Annotated in this window: 21 protein-coding genes and 1 riboswitch; of the genes, 11 read left to right on the top strand and 10 right to left on the bottom strand. The window is 72.0% G+C overall.

Translation table 11 applies throughout. From position 1 onward, the window contains the following. Positions 1-348: 348 nt before the first annotated feature. From ACZ7LY_RS08740 to thrC, 3 genes are all read right to left on the bottom strand, one after another. Positions 349-555, bottom strand: coding sequence for a cold-shock protein (locus ACZ7LY_RS08740; protein WP_030576453.1), 207 nt, complete (start codon positions 553-555; stop codon positions 349-351). Positions 556-998: 443 nt separating this feature from the next. Next, complete coding sequence (locus ACZ7LY_RS08745) at positions 999-1,274, bottom strand: MoaD/ThiS family protein (protein ID WP_471623799.1); 276 nt, start codon at positions 1,272-1,274, stop codon at positions 999-1,001. A 47-nt stretch (positions 1,275-1,321) separates the two neighbouring features. Next, positions 1,322-2,617 carry a threonine synthase gene (thrC, locus tag ACZ7LY_RS08750; protein ID WP_471623800.1) on the bottom strand — a complete coding sequence of 432 codons (1,296 nt, stop codon included), beginning with the start codon at positions 2,615-2,617 and terminating at the stop codon, positions 1,322-1,324. Between the two features lie 17 nt (positions 2,618-2,634). Next, a riboswitch (SAM riboswitch) is annotated at positions 2,635-2,789 on the bottom strand. A 145-nt stretch (positions 2,790-2,934) separates the two neighbouring features. Here thrC and ACZ7LY_RS08755 point away from each other — a divergent pair. Both ACZ7LY_RS08755 and ACZ7LY_RS08760 read left to right on the top strand, forming a co-directional pair. Further along, positions 2,935-3,882, top strand: a complete 948-nt coding sequence (locus ACZ7LY_RS08755) for a glucosyl-3-phosphoglycerate synthase (RefSeq protein ID WP_471623858.1) — start codon at positions 2,935-2,937, stop codon at positions 3,880-3,882. 72 nt (positions 3,883-3,954) lie between these two features. Next, on the top strand, positions 3,955-5,337 hold the full coding sequence (locus ACZ7LY_RS08760; RefSeq protein ID WP_471623801.1) for an alpha,alpha-trehalose-phosphate synthase (UDP-forming): 1,383 nt from the start codon (positions 3,955-3,957) through the stop codon (positions 5,335-5,337). A 466-nt stretch (positions 5,338-5,803) separates the two neighbouring features. On the opposite strand, the gene otsB is transcribed toward ACZ7LY_RS08760, so the two are convergent. The 3 genes from otsB to ACZ7LY_RS08775 are packed head-to-tail and all read right to left on the bottom strand — an operon-like array spanning position 5,804 to position 8,202. Continuing rightward, positions 5,804-6,646, bottom strand: coding sequence for a trehalose-phosphatase (gene otsB / locus ACZ7LY_RS08765; RefSeq protein WP_471623802.1), 843 nt, complete (start codon positions 6,644-6,646; stop codon positions 5,804-5,806). A gap of 34 nt (positions 6,647-6,680) precedes the next feature. Beyond that, positions 6,681-6,929, bottom strand: a complete 249-nt coding sequence (locus ACZ7LY_RS08770; protein ID WP_471623803.1) for a DUF3263 domain-containing protein — start codon at positions 6,927-6,929, stop codon at positions 6,681-6,683. Between the two features lie 10 nt (positions 6,930-6,939). Next, on the bottom strand, positions 6,940-8,202 hold the full coding sequence (locus ACZ7LY_RS08775; protein WP_471623804.1) for an ABC transporter substrate-binding protein: 1,263 nt from the start codon (positions 8,200-8,202) through the stop codon (positions 6,940-6,942). A 179-nt stretch (positions 8,203-8,381) separates the two neighbouring features. Here ACZ7LY_RS08775 and ACZ7LY_RS08780 point away from each other — a divergent pair, with 179 nt between their 5' ends. From ACZ7LY_RS08780 to ACZ7LY_RS08790, 3 genes are all read left to right on the top strand, one after another. Next, the gene (locus ACZ7LY_RS08780) at positions 8,382-9,341 is read left to right on the top strand and encodes an ROK family protein (RefSeq protein ID WP_471623805.1); all 960 of its coding nucleotides are present in this window, start codon (positions 8,382-8,384) and stop codon (positions 9,339-9,341) included. Beyond that, complete coding sequence (gene nagA / locus ACZ7LY_RS08785; RefSeq protein ID WP_471623806.1) at positions 9,341-10,495, top strand: N-acetylglucosamine-6-phosphate deacetylase; 1,155 nt, start codon at positions 9,341-9,343, stop codon at positions 10,493-10,495. Before ACZ7LY_RS08780 ends, nagA begins: the two co-directional genes overlap by 1 nt. Before the next feature lie 124 nt (positions 10,496-10,619). After that, positions 10,620-11,549, top strand: coding sequence for a 1-phosphofructokinase family hexose kinase (locus ACZ7LY_RS08790; RefSeq protein ID WP_471623807.1), 930 nt, complete (start codon positions 10,620-10,622; stop codon positions 11,547-11,549). Between the two features lie 43 nt (positions 11,550-11,592). Here the strand turns inward: ACZ7LY_RS08790 and ACZ7LY_RS08795 are convergent, their stop codons facing one another. Both ACZ7LY_RS08795 and cdgB read right to left on the bottom strand, forming a co-directional pair. Next, the gene (locus tag ACZ7LY_RS08795; RefSeq protein WP_471623808.1) at positions 11,593-12,561 is read right to left on the bottom strand and encodes a carbohydrate-binding protein; all 969 of its coding nucleotides are present in this window, start codon (positions 12,559-12,561) and stop codon (positions 11,593-11,595) included. Positions 12,562-12,673: 112 nt separating this feature from the next. Further along, positions 12,674-14,389: a diguanylate cyclase CdgB gene (gene cdgB / locus ACZ7LY_RS08800; protein WP_471623809.1), complete on the bottom strand. Its 1,716-nt coding sequence runs from the start codon at positions 14,387-14,389 to the stop codon at positions 12,674-12,676. A gap of 299 nt (positions 14,390-14,688) precedes the next feature. On the opposite strand from cdgB, the gene ACZ7LY_RS08805 reads away from it, so the two are divergent. Both ACZ7LY_RS08805 and ACZ7LY_RS08810 read left to right on the top strand, forming a co-directional pair. Beyond that, entirely contained in the window at positions 14,689-15,231 is a 543-nt protein-coding gene (locus ACZ7LY_RS08805; protein WP_471623810.1) for a flavin reductase family protein, read from the top strand. Positions 15,232-15,350: 119 nt separating this feature from the next. Beyond that, a complete protein-coding gene (locus ACZ7LY_RS08810) occupies positions 15,351-15,767 on the top strand; it encodes a hypothetical protein (protein ID WP_471623811.1) in 417 nt (138 codons plus the stop codon). 79 nt (positions 15,768-15,846) lie between these two features. Here ACZ7LY_RS08810 and arfB read toward each other — a convergent pair whose 3' ends face one another. Next, positions 15,847-16,275, bottom strand: coding sequence for an alternative ribosome rescue aminoacyl-tRNA hydrolase ArfB (gene arfB, locus ACZ7LY_RS08815; protein WP_471623812.1), 429 nt, complete (start codon positions 16,273-16,275; stop codon positions 15,847-15,849). Between the two features lie 191 nt (positions 16,276-16,466). Between arfB and ACZ7LY_RS08820 the strand changes: the two genes are divergently transcribed. Next, positions 16,467-17,042, top strand: coding sequence for a TerD family protein (locus tag ACZ7LY_RS08820; protein ID WP_471623813.1), 576 nt, complete (start codon positions 16,467-16,469; stop codon positions 17,040-17,042). A gap of 590 nt (positions 17,043-17,632) precedes the next feature. On the opposite strand, the gene ACZ7LY_RS08825 is transcribed toward ACZ7LY_RS08820, so the two are convergent. Further along, a complete protein-coding gene (locus ACZ7LY_RS08825; protein ID WP_471623859.1) occupies positions 17,633-18,637 on the bottom strand; it encodes a LacI family DNA-binding transcriptional regulator in 1,005 nt (334 codons plus the stop codon). A gap of 314 nt (positions 18,638-18,951) precedes the next feature. Between ACZ7LY_RS08825 and ACZ7LY_RS08830 the strand changes: the two genes are divergently transcribed. The 3 genes from ACZ7LY_RS08830 to add all read left to right on the top strand — a co-directional run bounded on the left by ACZ7LY_RS08830 (position 18,952) and on the right by add (position 23,363). Further along, complete coding sequence (locus ACZ7LY_RS08830) at positions 18,952-20,424, top strand: purine-cytosine permease family protein (RefSeq protein ID WP_471623814.1); 1,473 nt, start codon at positions 18,952-18,954, stop codon at positions 20,422-20,424. A gap of 95 nt (positions 20,425-20,519) precedes the next feature. Next, a complete protein-coding gene (locus tag ACZ7LY_RS08835) occupies positions 20,520-22,322 on the top strand; it encodes an adenine deaminase C-terminal domain-containing protein (RefSeq protein ID WP_471623815.1) in 1,803 nt (600 codons plus the stop codon). 24 nt (positions 22,323-22,346) lie between these two features. Continuing rightward, positions 22,347-23,363: an adenosine deaminase gene (gene add / locus ACZ7LY_RS08840; RefSeq protein WP_471623816.1), complete on the top strand. Its 1,017-nt coding sequence runs from the start codon at positions 22,347-22,349 to the stop codon at positions 23,361-23,363. Positions 23,364-23,590 lie beyond the last annotated feature (227 nt).

Below are 23,590 nucleotides of genomic sequence, written 5' to 3' on the forward strand. Positions count from 1 at the left end.
CCGTGCTGGTGCCCGCGACGGACGGCCTGCGAGCCTTGTGGTTCCTTGCCCCACCCGGCTCCCGGACCTCACCGACCCGATCCAAGTTCTGTCACTCTCACTCGTAGAGTGCTAAGCCCAATGATTAGCACTCGACCCCTCCGAGTGCAAGGTGCTCCCGACAAGCGGACCCTTCCGGACGGCGCCCCTCGGCCACCCACACCCCCACGCGCCCCCGCGTACGCGACCGCGCGCGCCCCGCGCCCGCGCCGCACCCCGCGCAGCACGAAGGGCCCGCCCCCGGTGTCCGGGAGACGGGCCCTTCGTGGACCTGCTGAGTTGCGAAGCTTGCAGTCAGACGCGCGCGCTTCAGCCGGCGGCCACGCGGACCATGTCGGCCTGCGGCCCCTTCTGGCCCTGCGAGATCTCGAATTCGACTCGCTGACCCTCTTCCAGGGTGCGGTAGCCGTCCATCTGAATCGCGCTGTAGTGGACGAAAACATCCGCACCACCGTCGACCGCGATGAAGCCGTACCCCTTCTCCGCGTTGAACCACTTGACGGTGCCCTGAGCCATGCCTAACTCCCCTATTACTGGCCCTTGCACAGGACCGCACTTCGCGGACCCGGGTCAGACCTCACTCCCCATGGGATGGGGGGTGTGCGCCGGAACGCGTCGACCGCGGCTGAATGTATCTGCCCAACTGCCGTCTGCAACAGGTCAATCGGACGAGAAATCTGGGCAGCACCGATCGGGGAAACCGGGGCGACTCGCCGTCTTACCGGGCAAGTCGGGCCGCGTAAATGCCATAAAAGACCCTAAAGGGCCGGGCAGTTTGGCTGCTTCTTGTCGGGGAGCGGGCGAGAAACTCATATGCGCCCGTCATGCACCACGTACGAGAACGAATCAGCTTCCCCAACTGTACCGCGCTCAACCATGCAGAATTGCCCCCTCCGCTTGTGTGCGGAGAGGGCAATCCGGGGTGATGCGAGGAGTGTGCGCGCCTTTCGGCGGAATACTCAGCCGCCGGCGACGGCCGGGATGATCGAGACGCCCGCGCCGTCCGGCGTGGCGGTCTGCAGGCCCTGCTCGAAGCGGACGTCGTCGTCGTTGACGTAGACGTTGACGAAGCGGCGCAGCTTGCCCTGGTCGTCCAGGACGCGGGCGGCGATGCCCGTGTGGTTCTTCTCCAGGTCGGCGATGACCTCGGCGAGGGTGGCGCCCTCGGCGGGCACCTCGGCCCGCCCGCCGGTGTAGGTGCGCAGGATGGTGGGGATGCGGACGTTGACGCTCATGATCACCTCAGTGGTACGGCCGTGCGGAAGCGAAAGGGGCGGGGTTCTCAGCCGGCGAGCCCGGCGGAGCGGAACGCGTCGAGCGAGGGCCGGATGGTGGCGGTGGCCTGCGAGGTCTCCGCGACGGCGTCGAGGGTCTTGAGGCCGTCGCCGGTGTTCAGGACGACCGTGGTGAGGGACGGGTCGATGAGGCCGGCCTCGATGAGCTTCTTGGTGACGCCGAGGGTGACCCCGCCGGCGGTCTCCGCGAAGATGCCCTCCGTGCGCGCCAGCAGCTTGATCGCGTCGACGACCTGCTCGTCGGTGACGTCCTCCACGGCACCGCCCGTGCGGCGCGCGATGTCGAGGACGTACGGGCCGTCGGCGGGGTTGCCGATGGCGAGGGACTTGGCGATCGTGTTCGGCTTCTGCGGGCGCACCACGTCCTGCCCGGCCTTGTACGCGACCGACACCGGCGAGCAGCCCTCGGCCTGGGCGCCGAACAGCTTGTAGGGCTTGTCCTCGACGAGGCCGAGGGCGATCAGCTCCTTGAGCCCCTTGTCGATCTTCGTGAACTGGGAGCCGGACGCGATCGGGATGACGAGCTGGTCCGGCAGCTCCCAGCCGAGCTGCTCGCAGATCTCGTACGCCAGGGTCTTGGAGCCCTCGCCGTAGTACGGCCGCAGGTTGACGTTGACGAAGCCCCAGCCCTCGCCGAGCGGGTCGCCGATCAGCTCGGAGCAGAAGCGGTTCACGTCGTCGTAGTTGCCCTCGATGGCGACGAGGTCACCGCCGTACACCCCGGCCATGACGACCTTGCCCTGCTCCAGGTCGTGCGGGATGAACACGCAGGAGCGGAAGCCGGCGCGGGCGGCGGCGGCGCCGACGGCCCCGGCCAGGTTGCCCGTGGAGGAGCAGGACAGGGTGGTGAAGCCGAAGGCGCGGGCGGCCTCGATGGCCTGGGCGACGACGCGGTCCTTGAAGGAGTGCGTGGGGTTGCCGGAGTCGTCCTTGACGTAGAGGCGGCCCTGTTCGACGCCCAGCTCGCGGGCGAGGTTGTCGGCCTTGACGAGGGGCGTCCAGCCGGGGTTCAGGTTCGGCTTGTCGGCGACGTCGGCGGGGACGGGCAGCAGCGGTGCGTAGCGCCAGATGTTCGCGGGGCCGGCCTCGATGCGCTTGCGCAGGGACTCGGGGTCGCCCGTGGGCAGCTCGTAGGCGACTTCGAGGGGGCCGAAGCACTCGGCGCAGGCGAAGACCGGGCCGAGGGGCACGGTGGCGCCGCACTCGCGGCAGGAGAGTCCACAGGCGGGGCCGAGATCGACGGAGGTCGTCGTGGATTCGGTCGCAACGGTCTGAACAGCCATGGAGGCGAGGCCCTTTCTCCTCATCTTCCTCGTGACGCATCTCGTCACGAGACGGATTTGGCACCTTCCCTAGCCGGGAGCCTCGCTGCGGACAGTGCGGTGTCCTACGAGACCGGCTGGAGGGTTGCCGGGGCTTCAACGGGCCGTGTCCCTCTGCCCCTCTGGATGAGCGGTATGCGGTTGTGTGCTGCGGTTGTGGACGCCTGGACCCCGACATGCGACGGGCACCGGCGTTGTTCAAGACTGTAACCGAAGCTCCGGACGCTTGAGATAGTCGTCCGAACCGCGAGATGGATCACATACGGGAGGCTCCGACCGTGCTGGAAGAGGTCGAGCGCTGGCTGAGCAGGCGCTCCTGGTCCGTGGCCGACCGGCCGCTTGCGCAGCTCGTGGCCGCGAAACGGGCCTCGGACCGGCGGGTCAGCGTGGTCCTGCCCGCGCTCGACGAGGAGGAGACGGTCGGCGAGATCGTCGCGGTGATCCGCCGGGAGCTGATGACCCCGGCGGTGCCGCTGGTGGATGAGCTGGTGGTGATCGACTCCGGCTCCACGGACCGCACCGCGCAGGTCGCCGCCGCCGCCGGGGCGCGGGTCGTGCACCGGGACGCGATCCTGCCCCGGATACCGGCGCGGCCCGGCAAGGGCGAGGTGCTGTGGCGCTCGCTGCTGGTGACCTCCGGCGACATCGTCTGCTTCGTCGACGCGGACCTGCGGGAGTTCTCGGCGGACTTCGTGTCGGGGATCGTGGGGCCGCTGCTGACCGACCCGGACGTGCAGCTCGTCAAGGCGATGTACGACCGGCCGCTGGGCGAGGCCGCCGGGCAGGGCGGGCGGGTGACGGAGCTGATGGCGCGCCCGCTGCTCAATCTGCACTGGCCGCGCCTGGCCGGTTTCGTACAGCCGCTGGGCGGTGAGTACGCCGCGCGCCGCTCGCTGCTCGAGAGGCTGCCGTTCCCGGTGGGGTACGGGGTGGAGCTGGGGCTGCTGGTGGACGCGCTGCACACGGTGGGCCTGGACGCGCTCGCGCAGGTGGACGTCGGTGTGCGGCTGCACCGGCACCAGGACGGGCAGGCGCTCGGCCGGATGGCGGCGGCGATCTACCGCACGGCCCAGTTGCGGCTCGCCCGCGGGCATCTGGTGCGGCCGGTGCTGACGCAGTTCGAGCGCGGCGAGAAGGGGTTCGAGCCGCGCACGCACGAGGTGGACACGGAGGAGCGGCCGCCGATGGCTCAGATCGCGGAGTACGCGGCGCGCCGGGTGGCCTGATACGGGGGCGGGCGCGGCACGCGGGACCTTTCGCACGTTTGAACCGTTACGGGCCGGGCTAGCGTGAGCGGTATGGGGATCACGCAAGGTGCAGCTCAGGTTCTCGTCGCGTCCAACCGCGGCCCGGTCTCCTATGCCGTCGGCGACGACGGCGGGATCGAGACGAAGCGCGGGGGCGGTGGTCTCGTCTCCGCGCTGAGTGTCGTCGAGGACAAGCTCTGGGTGTGCGCGGCGCTCTCCGACGCCGACCGGGAGGCCGTGCGGCGCGGGGTGAACGAGCCGGGTGTCCGGATGCTGGACATTCCGGCGGACGTGCACGCGGACGCCTACAACGGCATCGCCAACTCCGTGCTGTGGTTCGTGCACCACATGCTGTACCAGACGCCGCTCGAGCCGTCGTTCGGGCCGGAGTTCCGGCGGCAGTGGGCCTCGTACGAGGCGTTCAACCGGGCGTTCGCGGAGGCGCTGGCGCAGGAGGCGGCGCCTGAGGCGACCGTCGTCGTGCAGGACTACCACCTGGCGCTGGTGCCGGGGATGCTGCGGGAGCTGCGCGAGGACCTGCGCATCGGGCACTTCTCGCACACGCCGTGGGCGCCCGTCGACTACTTCCGGATGCTGCCGGACGACATCGCGGAGCAACTGCTGCGGGGCATGCTCGGCGCGGACCGGCTCGGGTTCCTCACGGGGCGCTGGGCTGACGCGTTCACCGAGTGCTGTACGCGGCTGCTCGGCGGCACGTCCGGCACCCGGATCGGGGTGCACGGGCTCGGCGCCGACGCGGACTTCCTGCGGGAGCGGGCGCACCGGGACGACGTGGAGGAGCGGCTGGCCGCGCTGCGCGAGCAGGTCGGTGCGGGGCGCAAGGTGATCGTGCGGGTGGACCGCACGGAGCTGTCCAAGAACATCGTGCGCGGGCTGCGGGCCTACGAACTGTTCCTGGAGACCCGGCCCGAGTGGCGCGAGCGGGTCGTGCATGTCGCCTTCGCCTACCCCTCGCGGCAGGACCTCGCCGTGTACCGCGACTACACCGCGGAGGTGTCCCGGGTCGCGGAGGAGATCAACTCCCGTTTCGGTACGGAGGGTTGGACGCCGGTCGTGCTCCATGTGAAGGACGACTTCGCGCGCTCCCTCGCGGCGTACCGGCTGGCGGACGTGGCGCTCGTCAACCCCGTGCGGGACGGGATGAACCTCGTCGCCAAGGAGGTGCCGGTGGTCTCCGACGCGGGGTGTGCGCTGGTGCTCTCGCGGGAGGCGGGGGCGGTGGAGGAACTCGGGGACGACGCGCTCGTGGTGAACCCGTTCGATGTCGCCGGGACGGCTGAGGCGTTGGGGGTCGGGCTGGAGATGGGGGGCGCCGAGCGGGGGGAGCGGACGAAGAGGTTGGCTGCGGCGGCGACGCAACTCCCTCCGGGGGACTGGTTCTTGGCGCAACTCCATGCACTCCGCGACGAGTGACTCCGTCAGGGGCGGGCGGGTAACTCCGGCCGGCGGGTCTCCTCGACTTTCGTCGTGGCTGATCGCGCAGTTCCCCGCGCCCCTAGGGAGTTCCCCAGTCGAGGCCCGCTGACCTGAACGTCGCGCAGTTCCCCGCGCCCCTGGGTGAGTGGGTGGCTCCGGCCGGTGGGTTTCCTCGGCTTTCGTCGTGGCTGGTCGCGCAGTTCCCCGCGCCCCTGTCGGGGCGACTGCGTCGCACCCTCCCCCCGGAGGGAGCCGGAGGGGCGACTGCGTCGCCACCTCCTCCCCTGGGGAGCAGGGGCGCAGCCCCGCTCCCTCAGGGGCGCGGGGAACTGCGCGAGAAGCCCCACCGGGCCGCAGACGACAATGCACGGTCGTGCCCCGAAGGGGCGCGGGGAACTGCGCGACCAGCCCACCACCGGGCGGAAGGTGAACGACAACCTCAAGGGCGCTGGGAAAAACACCGTCAGGGCGCGGGCAGCGCTGTCGTCAGGGTCGTCAAGAGCGCCGTCACTCCCTCCGGGCCGGAAACCGTGAGGTCCGCCCGGGACGACAGCTCCGTGACCTCCGCACTGCCACTGCACACGAGCAGCCCCGCCACCCCCTCCGCCCGCAGCTTCTCCACCGCCGCGAACGCGGGAAGGTCGCCCAGGTCGTCGCCGGCGTAGAGGACCGACTCGGCGCCCATTTCATGGACGTACTCCAGGAGCGCGACCCCCTTGTCGACCCCGGGGGGCCGCAGTTCGAGCACGTACCGCCCGGGTTCGACGACGAGCCCGTGCCGCGCGGCGAGGGAGGCGAGCGGCTCGCGCAGTGCCTCGAACGCCCCGCGAGGGTCCCGCGCCCGCCTGGTGTGGACGGCGAGGGCCCGCCCCTTCTCCTCGACGTACGTGTCGTGCCACAGCCCCTCCTGTTCGAGGAGGCCGGGCAGTTCGGCGCGGACGGCGGCGACCCCGGGATGCGGCGCGGGCGCGCTGACCTCACCGGTGCGGGCGTCCCACCGTTCGGCTCCGTAGTGACCGAGGACGACGAGGTGGTCGAGGCCGGGGACGCCCGCGAAGCCGCCGTGCCGGACGGCGACCCCGGCGGGCCGGCCGGTGATGACGGCGACGGAGGCGACGCGCGGGGCGAGCGCGGCGAGGGCGGGCACGGCGTCCGGGTGGGCCCGCGCCTGGTCGGGGTCGTCGACGATGGGCGCGAGGGTGCCGTCGAAGTCCAGGGCGATGACGCTGCGCTCGGGGCGGGCGGTGATCGCGGCGAGCCCCTCGCGGCCCGCGGCGGTGCTGATTGCGTCCTGGTAGCTGGCCATGCGACGACGATAGCCCGCGCCGGCCCGGCCCGCGTCAGTCGCTGCCGGACGCGGCCCGCCGCCGCTCCTCGCGCACCCGCAGCAGCCGGTGGACGGTGACGGGCGCGTGGGCGAGGGCGCGTTCGTCGTCGAGCAGGGCGTTGAGGAGCTGGTAGTAGCGCACGGGCGCGAGGTCGAGTTCCTCGCGGATGGCGCGCTCCTTGGCGCCGGGCGTCTCGAAGCCGCGGCCCTCGAAGTCGAGCACCGCGCGCTCGCGCTCGCCGAGCGGGGGCCTGGTGTCCATGCCGGTCAGGCTACTCGGCCGCTTCCGCCGCCGCGGCCTGGTTCTGGATGCGGCCGAGGACGGCGGCGGGGCTGCCCGCCGGGGCGACGGCCGCGCCGATCTGGCGCTTGATCTCGGCGCTGACGGAGGCCCAGGACGTCTTGCCGACGGGGTAGATCTCGGCGGTGGGCAGGCTCTTGAGGAAGGGCCAGAGCTTCTTGTCGCGGGGCGCGTCGGCCATGGCCTGGGAGGCGCTGTTGGTGACGGGGAGCAGGTCGTACTCGCGGGAGAAGTCGAGGACGTTCTTCTCGTCGTAGACGTAGTCGAGGAAGGTGCCGATCTCCTTGCGGTGGCCGCCCTGCTTGAAGGCCATCATCCAGTCGGCGACGCCCATCGTGGACTTGGCGGGCCCGTCGGGTCCGGGGAGCTGGACGGTGCCGTAGTCGACGCCCTTGCCCGCGGCCGTCCGCATGAGGGTGGGGTGCCCGTTGAGCATGCCGACCTCGCCCTTGGCGAACGCGTCGAACGCGTCGGCCCGGTTGAGCTTGCCGGGCGGGGTCGGCCCGGTGAGGCCCTTGGCGACGAGGTCGTTCTTCAGCCAGTCGAAGGTGGCGACGTTGCGCTTGGAGTCGAGGGTGTAGGAGCCGACGTCGTCGGTGTAGGCGTCGCCGCCGCTGAGCATCCAGATCATGGTCTCGGCCTGCGCCTCCTCGGAGCCGAGGGGCAGCGCGTACGGGTACTTCACGCCGTGGTCCTTGAGCGCGCGGGCGTCGGAGGCGAGCTGGTCCCAGGTGGTGGGCGGGGTGATGCCGGCGTCCTTGAACAGCTTCTTGTTGTAGAACAGCAGCCGCGTGGAGGAGGCGAACGGCATGCCGTACTGGGTGCCGGCGACCTTGCCCGCGTCGGCGAGCGGGGTGAGGAAGTCGGCCTCGGTGGGCACGCTCAGGACGCTGGAGACGGGGTAGAGCTTGCCGGCGGCGGCGTAGTCGGCGTAGGCGCCGATCTGGGCCATGTCGGGGGCGTCGCCCGCGTCGACCATCTTCTTGACCTTGGCGTCGACGTCGTTCCAGGAGTAGACGGAGACGTCGACCTTGATGCCGGGGTGGTCCTTCTCGAACGCGGCGGTCAGCGCGTCCCAGTACTTCTGCGTGCTGTCGCGCGAGGAGTCGCCGTAGTCGGCGGCGACGAGCTTGAGGGTGACGTCGCCCGAACCCGTGGCGCCGCAGGCGGTGAGCGTGCCCGCCATGCACAGGGCGGCCGCCGCCGCCGTCAGACCGGTGATGTGCCGCTGCACCGCTGTCTCCCACCCTCAGATGTCCGCGAACCCCGAACCCTAAGGTCTACACCACCTAGATCTCACTTCCGCAACAGAGCCGGTCAGCAGCGGCCCGCACGCAAGATTCGTACGGTCTCACGCAAGATCCGTGCAAGTGGACTAGACCTTTTATGGGGGTACGCGCGAGACTGGTGCCCGTGAGACATGTCATCGCCCTCGACGTGGGCGGCACCGGGATGAAGGCCGCCCTGGTCGGCGCCGACGGCACACTGCTGCACCAGGCCCGCCGGGCGACAGGACGCGAGCGCGGCCCCGAGGCGGTCGTGGCCGGCATCCTCGACTTCGCCGCCGACCTGCGCGCCCACGGCGAGACCCACTACGGCGAGCCGGCCGCCGCCGCCGGGGTCGCCGTCCCCGGAGTCGTCGACGAGAACGCCGGCGTCGCCCTGTTCGCCGCCAACCTCGGCTGGCGGGACGTGCCCATGCGGGCGCTGCTCAGCGAGCGGCTCGGCGGCGTCCCCGTCGCCCTCGGCCACGACGTGCGCACCGGCGGACTCGGCGAGGGCAGGCTCGGCGCGGGCCGCGACGCCGACCGCTTCCTGTTCGTGCCGCTGGGCACCGGGATCGCCGGCGCCATCGGCATCGACGGCCGTATCGAGCCCGGCGCGCACGGCTCGGCCGGCGAGATCGGCCATGTCGTCGTGCGGCCCGGCGGCGTGCCCTGCGGCTGCGGCCAGCGCGGCTGCCTGGAGCGGTACGCGTCGGCCTCCGCCGTCACCCTCGCCTGGCAGGAGGTGAGCGGCGACCCGGACGCCACCGCCGCCGACTGCGCGCGGGCCGTCGACGCGGGCGACCCGCTCGCCGCCAAGGTCTGGCAGGACGCGGTGGACGCGCTCGCCGACGGCCTGGTGCTCGCCCTCACTCTGCTGGACCCCCGCACCCTGATCATCGGTGGCGGTCTGGCCGAGGCCGGGGAAACCTTGTTCACACCACTGCGGGCGGCCGTCGCGGAACGCGTGACGTTCCAGACGCTCCCCGCGATCGTCCCGGCCGTCCTCGGGGACACCGCCGGATGCCTGGGCGCGGGGCTCCTCGCCTGGGACCTTCTCGCCGGCGCCGAAGACGCCAACGACGACAACACGGAGGTAACCGCCTGATGGCCACAGCAAAGGTGCTCGCCGGTGCCCGGGTGGTGCTGCCCACCGGCACCGTCACCGACGGACGCGTCGTCGTCGACGGCACGCGCATCGCCGGGTCCACGCCCGACGGCGCCGCCACGGTCGACCTGTCCGGCCACTGGGTGGTGCCCGGCTTCGTCGACATGCACAACCACGGCGGCGGCGGCGCGTCCTTCACCTCCGGCACCACCGACGAGGTCCTCAAGGGCATCCGCACCCACCGCGAGCACGGCACGACGACCGTCGTCGCGTCCCTGGTCACCGGCGACATGGACTTCCTCGTGCGGCGCGCGGGCGAGCTGTCGGAGCTGGCCGAGCAGGGCGAGCTGGCCGGCCTGCACTTCGAGGGCCCGTTCATCTCGCCGTGCCGCAAGGGCGCCCACGACGAGACGCTGCTGCGCGACCCCGACCCGGCCGAGGTCCGCAAGCTGATCGACGCGGCGCGCGGCACCGCCAAGATGGTCACCCTCGCCACCGAACTGCCCGGCGGCGTCGACTCCGTACGCCTGCTGGCCGAACACGGGGTGATCGCCGCGATCGGCCACACCGACGCCACGTACGAGCAGACCGTCGAGGCCATCGACGCGGGCGCCACCGTCGCCACCCACCTCTACAACGCGATGCCGGGGCTCGGGCACCGCGCGCCCGGCCCGATCGCCGCGCTCCTGGAGGACGACCGGATCACCGTCGAGCTGATCAACGACGGTACGCACCTGCACCCGGCCGCGCTCGAACTCGCCTTCCACCACAAGGGCTCCGGCAAGGTCGCCTTCATCACCGACGCGATGGACGCGGCCGGCTTCGGCGACGGGCGGTACATGCTCGGCCCGATGGAGGTCGAGGTGAAGGACAGCGTGGCGCGGCTCGTGGAGGGCGGCTCCATCGCGGGCTCCACGCTCACCCTGGACCGTGCGTTCAAGCGGGCGGCGACCATCGACAAGCTGCCCGTCGAGGACATCGTGCGGGCGATCTCCGCGAACCCGGCCCGGCTGCTGGGCGTCGACGACCGCGTCGGCTCCCTGGAGCCCGGCAAGGACGCCGATCTCGTCGTCCTGGACGCCGGGTTCGACCTCAAGGGCGTCATGCGCAAGGGCGAGTGGATCGTCGCCCCCGAAGGCGTCCGGCAGCCCTGAGAGCACCGGTGCCCGCCGGGGCGCCGGGGCGGCGGGGCCCGAGGTCTGGGCCGCCCGCCCCGGCTTTGGCATGATCGAACCCCGTCACCGCGCGTACGCGACAGCTCGAAGGGGGTGCGGACCGGTGATCCTCACGGTCACGCTGAACACGGCACTCGACATCACGTACCGGGTCGGCGCGCTGCGCCCGCACGCCTCACACCGCGTCAGCGACGTGACCGAGCGCCCCGGCGGCAAGGGCCTGAACGTGGCCCGTGTCCTCGCCGCCCTCGGCCACGCGGCGACCGTGACGGGCTTCGCGGGCGGCGCGACCGGCGCGCAGGTGCGCGAGGGGCTGCGCGGCGAGCACGGCCTCACCGACGCGCTCGTCCCCGTGGCGGGCGCGACCCGGCGCACGATCGCCGTCGTCGACGCCTCCACCGGCGACACCACCCAGCTCAACGAGCCGGGCCCGCTGGTCTCCCCCGCCGAGTGGACCGCCTTCCAGGAGGCGTACGGGGAACTGCTGCGCGACGCCTCCATGGTCGCCCTGTGCGGCAGCCTCCCGCCGGGCGTCCCCGTGAACGCGTACGCGACGCTCGTACGGGCGGCGCGGGCCGCGTCGGTGCCGGTGCTGCTCGACACGAGCGGGGAGCCGCTGCGCCGGGGCATCGCGGCCCGCCCCGACCTGGTCAAGCCGAACGCGGACGAGCTGGCCGAACTCACCGGTTTCCACGAGCCGTTGCGGGCGATGAAGGACGCGCGCAGGCGCGGCGCGCACGCCGTGGTGGCCTCGCTGGGCGCGGAGGGGCTGTGCGCGCTCACCCCGGACGGCGAGTGGCGGGCGCCCGCCGTGGAGAAGCTGGCGGGCAATCCGACGGGCGCGGGCGACTCGGCGGTCGCGGGCCTGCTCTCCGCGCAGGTGGAGGGGCTCGCCTGGCCCGAGCGGCTCGCGCGGGCGGTGGCGCTGTCGGCGGCGACGGTGCTCGCCCCGGCGGCCGGCGAGTTCGACCGGGCGGCCTATGAGGCGCTGGTGGGCGAGGTGGCGGTGGCGGAGCGGCTCGACGCGGGATGAGCGCCGGCGGGCCGCCCCGCCGTACCGGTCAGGACAGGGGTGGTCAGCCGCCCTGGGGAGTGAGCCACATCTGGTCGAGGTTGGCGTCGCAGTGGTTGCCGTCCTCGCAGGCGACCGAGATCGCGTTGGTCCCCTTGGTGAGCCGGACCAGGGCCCAGGTGTTGGTCCAGCCCTTCTCCCAGTCGCCCTCGGGGGCGTGCGCGAAGTTCGTCATGTTCAACGGGCGGGACTGCTTGGTGCCGTTGACGTTGATCGTGGCGTCGGAGTCCTTGCCGGGCACGCCGTAGTTGACGTACAGGCGGTAGGTGCCGTCCTTCGGGATGTTGTCCACGGTCCAGGTGACGCTCGCGCCCACCTTGTTGAACCCCGCGACATAGACCCCGCCGTCGGACTTCGCGCCCTTGACGTCGGAGGCGGTGACCGTGCCGCCGTCCAGCTTGAGCGCCTTCGCGTCGGTCTTCGGCAGGTCGGCCGAGGCCGCCTTCGTCGGCGACGGCGAGGACTCCTTGCTCGGCTTGGCGGACTGCGAAGCGCTGGGCTTGGCGCCCGCGTCCGCGTTCTTGTCGTCGCCGGAGTCGCTGCTGATCATGGCGACGCCGATGCCGATGACGACGGCGGCGACCACGGCCACCGCGCCGATCAGCAGCGCCTTCGTGTTCGGCCCGCGCCCCCGGCCGCCCCCGCCCTGCGCCTGCTGCGGCCCGCCCGGCCGGTTCGCCGCCCCGGCACCGGCGACCGTCTCCGGCGCCTGGTAGTGCGCGTTCGGCTGCTGGTACGCCTGCGGCTGCTGCTGGTACGCCTGGGCCGCCTGGGTCTGCTGCCCGTACTGGCGCTCGCCCACCGCCCGGACGTGGTTGTACGAGGAACGGGGTGTACGGGGATTCGGGTAGCCGTAACCGCCGCCCCCACCGCTGGGCGGGGTCGCCCCGGCCGCCTGCCCGTCGGCGTACAGATAGCCGAACGGGTCGTCGTCCTCGGGCGTGGTGCTCGCGCCGTTGTTGCCGGGCGCCATCCCTGATCACTCCCTACACGTGTGCCTACCGGGGCGAGCGTACCCGCTGCGCGCGGCCCCAAGGGGTGGCCCTCGCCTCACCGGTACCGGGTGCGCAGGGCGTCCTACGAGGTCAGCCCGCGCGCCGGTGCTGCTTGGCACGTGATCTTTTCTCCACGTACATGCGCTGGTCAGCGGATTGCAGCACTTCCTCGGCGGTCATCCCGCAGTGCGCCCAGCCGATGCCGAAACTGGCGCCCACGCGCACCGCCCGGCCGTCCACACGGATCGGCGGAATGATGGCGTTCCGCAACCTGACGGCGAGGTCCTGGGCGTCGGCGCGGCCGAGTCCGTCGGCGAGGACGACGAACTCGTCGCCGCCGAGCCGGGCGACCGTGTCCCCGTCCCGTACGCCGCTGGTCAGCCGGCGGGCGACCTCGATGAGGACGGCGTCGCCCGCGTTGTGCCCGAAGCGGTCGTTGATGGACTTGAAGCCGTCGAGGTCGCAGAAGAGGACGGCGAGGCCCTTGGTGCCGTCGTCGGCGCCGGTCCCGTCGTCCTCGGGCGCGATGACGTGCACATGGTGGTCGAAGCCGTCGAACGCGTCGTAGATCCCGGACTGGTGCGCGGCGGTCGCGGCCGCCGCGAAGTCGTAGCCGTCGTGCCCGGCGGGATGGTCGCCGTAGGCCGCGTCGAGGGAGTCGATGGCGCTGGGCCGGGGCTCCTGCGGGCGGCGGCACAGGCGGGCGGCGAGGCGGGAGCGCAGCTCGGCGGAGTTGGGCAGGCCGGTCAGGGAGTCGTGCGAGGCGCGGTGGGCGAGTTGCAGCTCGCGGCGCTTGCGCTCCTCTATGTCCTCGACGTGCGTGAGCAGGAAGCGCGGCCCGTCGGTGGCGTCGGCGACCACCGAGTTGCGCAGGGAGACCCAGACGTACGTGCCGTCGCGCCGCCCGAGCCGCAGTTCGGCGCGGCCGCCCTCGGCGGAGGTGCGCAGCAGGGTGCCGATGTCCTCGGGGTGGACGAGGTCGGAGAAGGAGTAGCGGCGCATCGCGGCGGCGGGCCGGCCGAGCAGCCGGCACAGGGCGTCGTTGGTGCGCAGGATGCGGCCGTGCTGGTCGCCGCCCATCTCGGCGATGGCCATGCCGGAGGGCGCGTACTCGAAGGCCTGGCGGAAGCTCTCCTCGCTGGCGCGCAGCGCCTGCTGTTCGCGTTCCAGGCGTATCAGCGCGCGCTGCATGTTGGAGCGCAGGCGGGCGTTGCTGATGGCGATGGCGGCCTGGAAGGCGTACATCTGGAGGGCTTCGCGGCCCCAGGCGCCGGGCCTGCGTCCGTTGCGAGGGCGGTCGACGGAGATCACGCCGAGCAGTTCGCCGCCGAAGGAGCCGGAGGGGAGGCCGCCCGCGCGCGCGGACTCGGGGGTGGGCGAGTACATCGGCGCGAAGAGGCGGTCGGAGGGGTGCCACTCGTCCTCGAAGCGGGGCGGCGGGCCGTCGGTGAACCACTGCGGCACGTCGTCCTCGTCGAGTATCCAGCCCTCGGTGTACGGGATGAAGCGCAGCTCGCCCCATGCCTCGCCCATGCTCAGCCGGCGGTCCCAGGAGGCGCGGGAGCCGACGCGGCCGGTGATCAGGGCCTCGGCGACGGAGTTGCCCGCGAAGGCGGCGACGACGAGGTCACCGTCGGGCCGGACGAGGTTGACGCAGGCCAGCTCGTAGCCGAGCCCTTCGACCACGCCGTCGGCGACGGTCTGGAGGGTGTCCGCCAGGCTGCGGGCCGTGTTCATGTCCGCCATGACCTGATGCAACTGGCGCAGGGTCGCAAGACGGACGTAGGGCTCCGACTCGGTCTCCATGCTCAGTTCTCCCCGAGACCTCGACAGCACTCCAGAATTCGATCGGCTCTCTCGTGCGCACGTGCAGCAGCACGTTCATTTCGCAGTGTCGACCGCCACTGAATCACAGCGAGCTGTCCACCCGGTACACAGGGTCAACAAAAAAGCCCCCCTGTGACTCAAGTCACACTAATCGCCCCAGGTCCTAGGACCGGCCTCGGCCGTGGGCCCGATGCGGGGCGCCGCGCCGCCCCGTTAGCGTCGACCTCGTGTTGAAGACTCCCCCTGCCCAAGCGTCCCTGCCCACTCCCGCGTCCCCCATGTCCCCCACCCCTTCCGGGCATGCTGAGGGAGTGAGCAACGACGAGTTCCGTGCCGCCCTGTCCCGTCTCGCGGCGGGCGTCGTCCTGCTGACCGCGCACGAGCCGGCGCTCGACCCGGACGGCCCGGTCGGCGAGGACGCGGGGATGACCGCGACGGCGTTCATGTCGGTCTCCCTCGACCCGCCGCTCGTCCTCGTCTCCCTGCGCAACGGCTCCCGCATGGACGACCTCCTGGAGGAGCAGCCGCTGTGGGCGGTGTCGATGCTGGCCGAGTCCCAGAGCCACATCGCGGGCCGCTTCGCCATGAAGGGCCGCCTCAGCGACCGTCTCCTCTTCGAGGACATCCCGTACGTACGCGGGGAGCACACCGGCGCTCCCCTGGTGGGCGGCGCGCTCGCCACGCTGGAGTGCCGTACCGAGCAGCGGGTCGTGGCGGGCGACCACACCCTGGTCATCGGGCGGGTACTCGGCGCGGCCCTGCCGAGCGAGACGGGCGGGCCGCTGCTGTACTTCCGGGGCCGCTACCGCCACCTCGGCTGAACCGGCGGCGACTGAAGGCGGCCTGAAACCCCGGTGAAAGCGGGCGGGCGCACTGTCGGTGTCACACGGAGGCCGCAAGCCACCAGGCACCGGGCCCGCCACACCGAGGAGAAACCGCCATGACGCTCGACCTCACCACCCAGGACAAGCTGACCCTGCGCACCGCCGCCTACGGCGCCGTCTCGCTGGTCGCGGCGGCCGACGCCCGCTCCCCGCACAAGACCGCCACCCGGGGCAGCATCGCCCTCACCTCCGCGACCGGCCCGGTCGGACACGTCCTCGGGGCGCGCGGCAAGGTCGGCGACCTCGGCGGCTCGACGGTCGCGCAGCTCGCCGACACGGTCCTGCCGGCGCTGACCGCCTCGATGCGCCTGCTCGCCGAGCAGGACCCGGCGCTGGCGGCCGAGTTCCGCCGGATCGTCGGCACGGCGCTCGCCTCGGCGGCGGACGCGGACGGCAAGCCGGCGGGCCCTGCGGTCACGGAGATGATCCGCAAGATCGAGGAGACGCTGGCCGCGGCCGACGCCGGGGCGTGAGGGGCGCTTTCCGGGGCGGGCGGGGGTCGGTCGCCCCGGACGGGGATGTGCGGAGGCCCGTCAGGGAGGTCGCCGCTCGCTACCAGTCGCGGCCGGAGCGCCCCCGCTTGGTCTGGGCGCGGGCCTTCTTCTCGCGCAGCCTGCGTTCGTTGATCCCGCGCGGGACGCGGGTGGCGCGGCGCGGCTTGGGCGGCGGGGCGGTCGCCTCGGCCAGCAGCGCGGCGAGACGGACGGCGGCCGCTTCCCGGTTGCGCCACTGTGAGCGGTGCTCCGAAGCGCGTACGGCGATCACGCCCCCGTCGGTGAGACGGCTCGCGAGCCGCTCCAGGGCCCGCGCCTTCCACACCTCGGGCAGCGCCTTCGTCGCCGCGAGGTCGAACCGCAGCTCGACCTGCGAGTCGCTGGTGTTCACATGCTGCCCGCCCGGCCCCGAGGACCGCGAGAAACGCCAGATCAGCTCGGCCTCCGGGAGGACGACCGAGCCGCGGACGGGATAGGGACCGGACATGCCCCCATGGTCCCTTGGCCACGACCCGGCCGTCACCCCGTTTTCGGCCGGGTAAAGAACGTAAAGCGAAAGGGAACCTCCGGCACCCCTCCTCGCGTTCCTAGGGGTACGGGTAGCTTCGGCTACGCACAAGCACCACGCATCTACGCACCGCGCACCCCGCGCATGTAACGAGGGAAGGGACTCCCGCAATGGCTGTAAGCCTGTCCAAGGGTGGCAACGTCTCGCTCACCAAGGAGGCTCCGGGCCTGACCGCCGTCACCGTGGGCCTCGGCTGGGACGTCCGCACCACCACCGGCACCGACTTCGACCTCGACGCCTCGGCGATCGCCGTGAACGCGGAGGGCAAGGTCTACTCGGACGGCCACTTCGTCTTCTTCAACAACAAGCAGACGCCGGACCAGTCCATCGTGCACACCGGCGACAACCGCACCGGTGAGGGCGCGGGCGACGACGAGGCGATCAACGTGAACCTGGCGGCGCTGCCCGCCGACATCGACAAGATCGTCTTTCCGGTCTCGATCTACGACGCGGAGACCCGCTCGCAGAACTTCGGCCAGGTGCGCAACGCGTACATCCGCATCGTCAACCAGGCGGGCGGCGCCGAGATCGCGCGCTACGACCTGTCCGAGGACGCGGCGACGGAGACGGCGATGGTCTTCGGCGAGCTCTACCGCAACGGCGCGGAGTGGAAGTTCCGCGCGGTGGGCCAGGGTTACGCGTCGGGCCTCGTCGGCATCGCGCAGGACTTCGGCGTCAACGTCTGACCCAGGCCGGTGAGTTCACCGGGCGGGCCGCGCCGCATCACCGGCCGGCCCGGCCCGGGGCGGTCATCTGGGGGTGCCGATCGCTCGGGGGGCCGCGTGGGCATGCTCGCGTCCCGGATGGGCTCCGTCCATCGCGTTTCCCTCCGGGGGTGGCGGGTGAGGTCTTACGTCCGGTGCGGCCCGGTGGCGGGCTGGTCGCGCAGTTCCCCGCGCCCCTTACGGGGCTGCCCGTGCCGTCCATCTCAAGCCCCTCCGGCGCTTGACCGGCGCTGAGGTCAGCCCCGCCAGGGGCGCGGGGAACTGCGCGCTCAGCCACAGCGCACCCGGCACTGAACCCTGGGGCTCCGCCCCAGACCCCGCTCCTCAATCGCCGGAGAGGCTGGAAGTTTGCGCTGAGGCCAACTCCCTAAGGGGCGCGAGGAACTGCGCGCCCAGCCACAACGCACCCCGCACTCTGGGGCTCCGCCCCAAGCCCCGCTCCTCAATCGCCGGAGAGGCTGGGAGTTGGCGCTGAGGCCGACTCCCTGAGGGGCGCGGGGAACTGCGCGACCGGCCACGACGACATCCGCACCCGGCGACAAGCCGCCCGCTCAGGGCCGCGTGGAGTCCCGGGGCAGGAGTTTCGCCGGGACCAACCGGTGTTCCGGCACCCCGGCCCCCGCCGGCCCCGTCGGCCCCGGTCCCCCGGGCCTCTCGATGAGGTCCATCAAGAGTTCCGCCGCCTGCCGCCCGATCGACGCCGGATCAAGATCCAACGCCGTAAGCGCCGGCCGGGCGCTCCGCGCGAACTCCCCGTCCGCCCCCACCACGATCTGCACATCCTCCGGAACGGAAAGCCCCAGCTCCCGGCAGACGGCCAACGTGGCGAACCCGAACTTCTCCATCACCACATACAGCGCGTCAGGCCGGTCCCCCCGGGACAACAACCGCCGAGCCGCATCCGTCGAGTCCGTCCCCGGCTCCGCGTGATCGAGCAGCACGGGCCGCCCCGTACGCCCGCACCACTCCCGGTACGCCCGCACCGCGTCCTCGTCGTAGGACTGCCCGGTGGACCCGGTGAGCAGCCCGACGCGCCGCGCCCCGGTGGAGGCGAGATGGTCGAGCGCGGCGAGCGCGCAGGTGGACAGCTCGTTGTCGACCCAGGGGAACGCGTCCTTACGGGACAGATCGCGCCCCGTGGTGACGACGGGCACGCCCATCGCGGCAAGCCGCGTCAGCAGCGGGTCGTCGGTGAGCGGGTCGATGACGATCGTGCCGTCGAGCGGCAGGGAGTCGAAGGGCCGCCCGTCGAGGGAGGGCGGGACGAGGACGAGGGAGTAGTCGCGGTCCATCGCGGTCCAGGTCGCCGCGTTGACGATCTTGACGAAGTACTCGATGTCGGTGATGCCGCCCTCGACGGCGGTGCGGTGCGTGAGCCCGATGAGGCCGGTACGGGCGCCGCGCAGGCCCCGGGCGTTGGGGTTGGCGCGGTAGCCGAGGTCGCGGGCGACGGCGAGGACGCGTTCGCGGGTCTCGGCGCCGACGCGGCCGATGCCGTTGAGCGCGTGGGACGCGGTGGTCACGGAGACCCCGGCCCGCCGCGCGACCTCCCGCAGCCCGCCACCCCCACCGGCCCCCTTGCGCCCCGAACCCGAACCCGAACCCGGCCCGGAGCCCGGCGCCGCCCCGGAGCCCGGCGCCGGCTCCGACCCCGCTCCTCGCCCCCCAGCCGCGGAAGCACCCCGCGCGCCCCGCGCACCCCGCGACCCTGCCCCTGTGACGTCTGACATGACCGCGAGCTTACCGATTGACTGCCAAAACGTTTAGGCAGTACCTTCCGAACCATCGCCAAAACGTTTGGGCAATGGCGCCCGGCCCGATGCCAAAACGTTTAGGCACCCGCTCACCCCCGTAAAGGACGCCTGCCGCCATGGCCGAGGCCACCCGCTCCGCCCCGCCCGCCCCAGCCGCTCCCGACGCCCCCGCACCGCAGGAGGGGCCCGGCACGACCTCCGTGTTCACCGTGGAGCAGCGCGGTATCGACGCCGTCCCCGACGCCGAACGCCAGGGCGGCCCCAGCCGCCTGTTCGGGCTGTGGGCCGGCACCAACACCACCGTGTTCACCGTGGTCTACGGCGCCCTCGTCGTCAGCTTCGGCCTCTCCTTCTGGTACGCGGTCGCGCTCATCGTCGCCGGGAACGTCATCGGGTTCGCCGTCACCGGCCTCACCAGCCTCCAGGGCCCGCGCACCGGCACCTCGACGCACTCCGTCTCGCGCGCCGCGTTCGGCCCGCGCGGCGGCAAGCTGCCCGCGCTGCTGAGCTGGGTCATGCTGGTCGGCTTCGAGGCGGGCGGCATGGTGCTGATCGTCCTCGCCGGGCTCGCCCTGCTCGACCAGGCCGGGATCACCACCACGAACCCGGTGAAACTGCTGGTCATCGCGGTCGCCGCCGGGCTCCAGATGCTGCTGCCGCTCTCCGGCTACCACCTGATCATGAAGGTGCAGAAGTACTTCGCCTGGATCTTCGCCGCGATGTTCGCCGTCATGGCCGTCCTGGTCTTCCCGAAGGCCGACTTCGCCTCGCACGGCCCGGCGCCCTCGCTCGTGACCGTCTCCCTGGTCCTCGCCATGGTCACCGCGTCCGGCGGCCTGTCCTGGGCCGACATGGGCAGCGACTACTCCCGCTACCTGCCCGCCGATTCCGCGCCCCGCAAGGTGTTCGCGTGCGCCGCGCTCGGCGGCATGGTGCCTAACATCCTGCTCCAGATCCTCGGCGCGGCCGTCGCCACCGCCACCACCAAGGCCGCCGACCCGATCTCAGGCCTGCCCGAGATCCTGCCCGGCTGGTTCACCACCCCGTACCTGCTGCTGGCGATCGTCTCGCTGCTCGCCGTGAACACCACGGACATGTACTCCTCGGGCCTGAACCTGCTCGCCGTCGGCATCCCGATCAAGCGCTGGATGGTCGTCTTCATCGACCTGAGCCTGTGCACGGCGATCACCCTGTGGGCCGTCTTCTCCGCCGACTTCTACACCCTGCTGTCGAACTTCCTCAGCCTCATCGTGCTCTGGCTCGGCCCGTGGGCGGCCGTCTACCTCACCGACTGGGCGCTGCGCCGGGGCCGCTACGACGTGCCGTCCCTCTTCCCCAAGGAGAGCGGCGCGCCCGGCATGTACTGGCACAAGGGCGGTTTCCGGCCCGCCGGTCTGATCGCGGTGCTGCTCGGCTTCGCCGCCGCCGTCCTCTGGGTCGACTCCACCGTCTTCACCGGCCCGCTCTCCGACGCGGCCGGGGGCCTCGACCTGTCGGTCTTCGCCGGCGCCCTCGTCGCGGGCCTCGCCTACTGGCTGCTGGCCCGCCACACGGTCCGCGCCGAGGCCGAGCGGACCGTACGGGCCTGACCTGAACCGGTAAACCACTACGGCCGCCCCCGCGCCCCCGTCCCCCTGAACTCCCCTCCCCCACCCCCCCGTACGTCCCCAGGAGACGATCCCCCGTGAACCAGCCGCATCAGCCCACCCTCCGCCAGCTCATCGACGCCGGTGAAGGAGTCGTCAAGGCCGACCGGATCATCCGGGGCGGGCGGCTCGTCAACGTCTGCACCGGCGAGGTCTACCCCGCCGACGTGGCGATCACCGGCGACCGGATCGCCGCGACCGGTGACGTCGGCGCGTACGAGGGTCCGGACACGGAGATCGTCGACGCGACCGGCAAGTACCTCACCCCGGGTCTGATCGACGGGCATCTGCACCTGGAGTGCTCGAAGCTGTCGGTGACGATGTTCGCCGACGCGGCCGTCCGGTACGGGACGACCTCGGTGATCTCCGGGCTCGACCAGTTCCTCGTCGTCGCCGGGCCCGAGGGCGTACGGGAAGCGCTGCGCGAGGCCGACGCCTCCCCGATGAAGATCTTCTGGGGCGCGCCGTTCAAGACGCCGTACACGCTGCCCGAGACGACCGTCGGTTTCCGCTTCGGGCCCGAGGACCACGCGGAGGCGCAGGGCGCGGCGGACTGCTTCGGCGTGTGGGAGACCGTCGCCGAGTTCGTCCTCAACCGCGACGAGAAGGTCCTCGCCGCCCTCGAACTCGCCCACCGCAACCGGCTGCCGGTCTTCGGCTGCGCCCCGATGGCCTCGCCGACCACGATCAACGCGCTGTCCGCCGCCGGTGTCCGCCTCGACCACGAGAGCTACACCGCCGAGGAGGCGCTGACGAAGCTGCGCGCCGGGATGTCGCTGCTGATCCGCGAGTCGTCCGTCGCGCACTTCATGAACGAGAACGTGCGCACGGTCACCGAGTTCGGCGCCCAGTCGCGCCGCGTCGGCTTCTGCACCGACGACATGCACGTCGCCGACATCATCCGCGAGGGCCACCTCGACAAGCTGGTCCGCATGGCGATCAAGGCGGGCGTCAAGCCGGTCGAGGCGATCCAGATGGCGACGCTCAACTGCGCGGAGATGTACCGCATCGACCATCTCGTCGGCTCGATCACGCCCGGCCGCTACGCCGACGTGCTGATCGTCGACTCGCCCGAGTCGTTCGTCGTGGAGCGGGTCTTCGCGCGCGGCGAGCTGGTCGCCGAGCACGGCCGCACCCTGAAGGCGCCGGTCGCGCCCGAGCGGTCCGCCGCCCTCTCCCCCGCCTTCCGGGTCGCGCCGGTCACCGCCGAGGCCATCGGCGTACGGGCCCCTGGTGAGCGCGCCGACGTGCTGGTCGTGGAGATGGACCGCACGGTGCCGTTCGTGCGCAAGGGCGTGCCGATGAACCTGCCGGTGGTCAACGGCACGGTCCGCGCCGACGTGGAGCGGGACGCGCTGTACGTGACGGTCTCCGAGCGGTACGGGAAGAACGACGGCGCGACCGTCACCGCGATGATCAACGGCTTCGGCCTGCGCTCCGGCGCCATCGCGTCCTCGGCCGCGCCCGACGACAACAACATCGTGGCCGTGGGCGCCGACCGCGCCGACCTCGCGCTGGCGGTCAACCACATCTCCGCGCACGGCGGCGGTCAGGTCGTCGTGGAGAACGGCGAGATCAAGGAGTTCCTGCCGCTGCCCGTCGCGGGCATCGTCGCGGACCTCGCGCCCGAGGAGATGGCCGCCGCCGAGGACCGCCTGGAGGCGGCGGCGCGGGCGCTCGGCTGTGAACTGCCGTCCGCGTTCGGCTACTTGATCTTCCTGGAGATCACCGCGATCCCCGAGTACGCGGTCACCGACCTCGGGGTCGTCAACTACCACTCGCAGGACGTCGTCGACATCCTCGACCCGGCCGCCGCGCCCGTCGCCCCGGCCGCCAACTGACCTGACACGCGGAGGAGTTCACCCATGACCACGACTGTCGACGCGTTCGTCGCGGGCCTGCCCAAGTGCGAGCTGCACCTGCACATCGAGGGCACCCTCGAGCCCGGCCTGAAGTTCGCGCTGGCCGAGCGGAACGGCATCGAGCTGCCGTACGCCGACGAGGCCGCGCTGCGTGCCGCGTACGACTTCGACGACCTGCCCGGCTTCCTCGCGGTGTACTACGAGGGCATGACCGTGCTCCGCACCGAGCAGGACTTCTACGACCTCGCGGCGGCCTACGCGGCGAAGGCGCACAGCCAGAACGTGCGGTACGCGGAGATCTTCTTCGACCCGCAGGCGCACACCGCGCGCGGTGTCTCCTTCGACACCGTGATCCGGGGCCTGACGCGGGCGCTCGACGACGCGGAGCGCGCGACCGGGTTCACGGGCCGGCTCGTGATGTGCTTCCTGCGGGACTTCCAGGCGGAGTTCGCCATGGCGACGCTGGTGCAGTCGCTCCCGTACAAGGAGTGGATCATCGGGGTGGGGCTCGACTCGGACGAGGCCGGGAACCCGCCGGTGAAGTTCCGCGAGGTGTTCGCGCGGGCCCGCGCCGAGGGCTACCGCCTGACCATGCACTGCGACGTGGACCAGGAGAACTCCACCGAGCACATCCGGCAGGTGATCGAGGAGATCGGCGTCGACCGCATCGACCACGGCGTCAACGCCCTGGAGGACCCGGCGCTGCTCGCCGCGATCCGGGACAAGGGCCTCGGCCTGACCGTCTGCCCGATCTCCAACTCCCATGTCACGGACGGTCTCAAGGCCGCCGAGATCCGCGCCCTGCTGGATGCGGACATCAAGGTCACGGTGAACTCCGACGACCCGGCCTACTTCCCCGGTTACGTCGCCGAGAACCTGGCCGTGCTGCGCGCCGAGCCCGCCGCGCTCACCGACGCCGACCTGATCCGCCTCCAGCGCAACGCGATCGGTATCTCGTGGGCGTCCCCGGCGGTACGTGACCGCTTCCTCGCGGAGCTGGACGCGTACGGCGAGCGCTGACGCGAGCGCGCGCACCCGCGCCCGAGAACCCCGGCAACGGCCTTGTGCCGCCGGGGTTTTCGCGTGTGCGGGCCTGGGCACACTCCCCGGCCGCGCGGGCGGGGCGACCGGTATCCGGACGCTTTCGGTGCGGGGTCGGGCATGAACTGGCAAAACTTTGACGGCGGCCTGTCAAACGTCCGGTGTCCGGTGCCAGTCTCTCCCCGCACCCCCCACGCACCCTCCCC

It is taken from the genome of Streptomyces sp. NPDC107550 (assembly GCF_055639095.1).

Bases quoted from the DNA above. Each gene is read 5' to 3' on its own strand.
- ACZ7LY_RS08760 (WP_471623801.1), top strand. From the start codon at position 3,955: ATGGGGATCACGCAAGGTGCAGCTCAGGTTCTCGTCGCGTCCAACCGC.
- arfB (WP_471623812.1), bottom strand. From the start codon at position 16,275: ATGTCCGGTCCCTATCCCGTCCGCGGCTCGGTCGTCCTCCCGGAGGCC.
- cdgB (WP_471623809.1), bottom strand. From the start codon at position 14,389: ATGGAGACCGAGTCGGAGCCCTACGTCCGTCTTGCGACCCTGCGCCAG.
- thrC (WP_471623800.1), bottom strand. From the start codon at position 2,617: ATGGCTGTTCAGACCGTTGCGACCGAATCCACGACGACCTCCGTCGAT.
- nagA (WP_471623806.1), top strand. From the start codon at position 9,341: ATGGCCACAGCAAAGGTGCTCGCCGGTGCCCGGGTGGTGCTGCCCACC.
- ACZ7LY_RS08745 (WP_471623799.1), bottom strand. From the start codon at position 1,274: ATGAGCGTCAACGTCCGCATCCCCACCATCCTGCGCACCTACACCGGC.
- otsB (WP_471623802.1), bottom strand. From the start codon at position 6,646: ATGGCCAGCTACCAGGACGCAATCAGCACCGCCGCGGGCCGCGAGGGG.
- ACZ7LY_RS08795 (WP_471623808.1), bottom strand. From the start codon at position 12,561: ATGGCGCCCGGCAACAACGGCGCGAGCACCACGCCCGAGGACGACGAC.
- ACZ7LY_RS08830 (WP_471623814.1), top strand. From the start codon at position 18,952: ATGGCCGAGGCCACCCGCTCCGCCCCGCCCGCCCCAGCCGCTCCCGAC.
- ACZ7LY_RS08770 (WP_471623803.1), bottom strand. From the start codon at position 6,929: ATGGACACCAGGCCCCCGCTCGGCGAGCGCGAGCGCGCGGTGCTCGAC.
- ACZ7LY_RS08805 (WP_471623810.1), top strand. From the start codon at position 14,689: ATGTCCCCCACCCCTTCCGGGCATGCTGAGGGAGTGAGCAACGACGAG.
- add (WP_471623816.1), top strand. From the start codon at position 22,347: ATGACCACGACTGTCGACGCGTTCGTCGCGGGCCTGCCCAAGTGCGAG.
- ACZ7LY_RS08740 (WP_030576453.1), bottom strand. From the start codon at position 555: ATGGCTCAGGGCACCGTCAAGTGGTTCAACGCGGAGAAGGGGTACGGC.
- ACZ7LY_RS08820 (WP_471623813.1), top strand. From the start codon at position 16,467: ATGGCTGTAAGCCTGTCCAAGGGTGGCAACGTCTCGCTCACCAAGGAG.
- ACZ7LY_RS08810 (WP_471623811.1), top strand. From the start codon at position 15,351: ATGACGCTCGACCTCACCACCCAGGACAAGCTGACCCTGCGCACCGCC.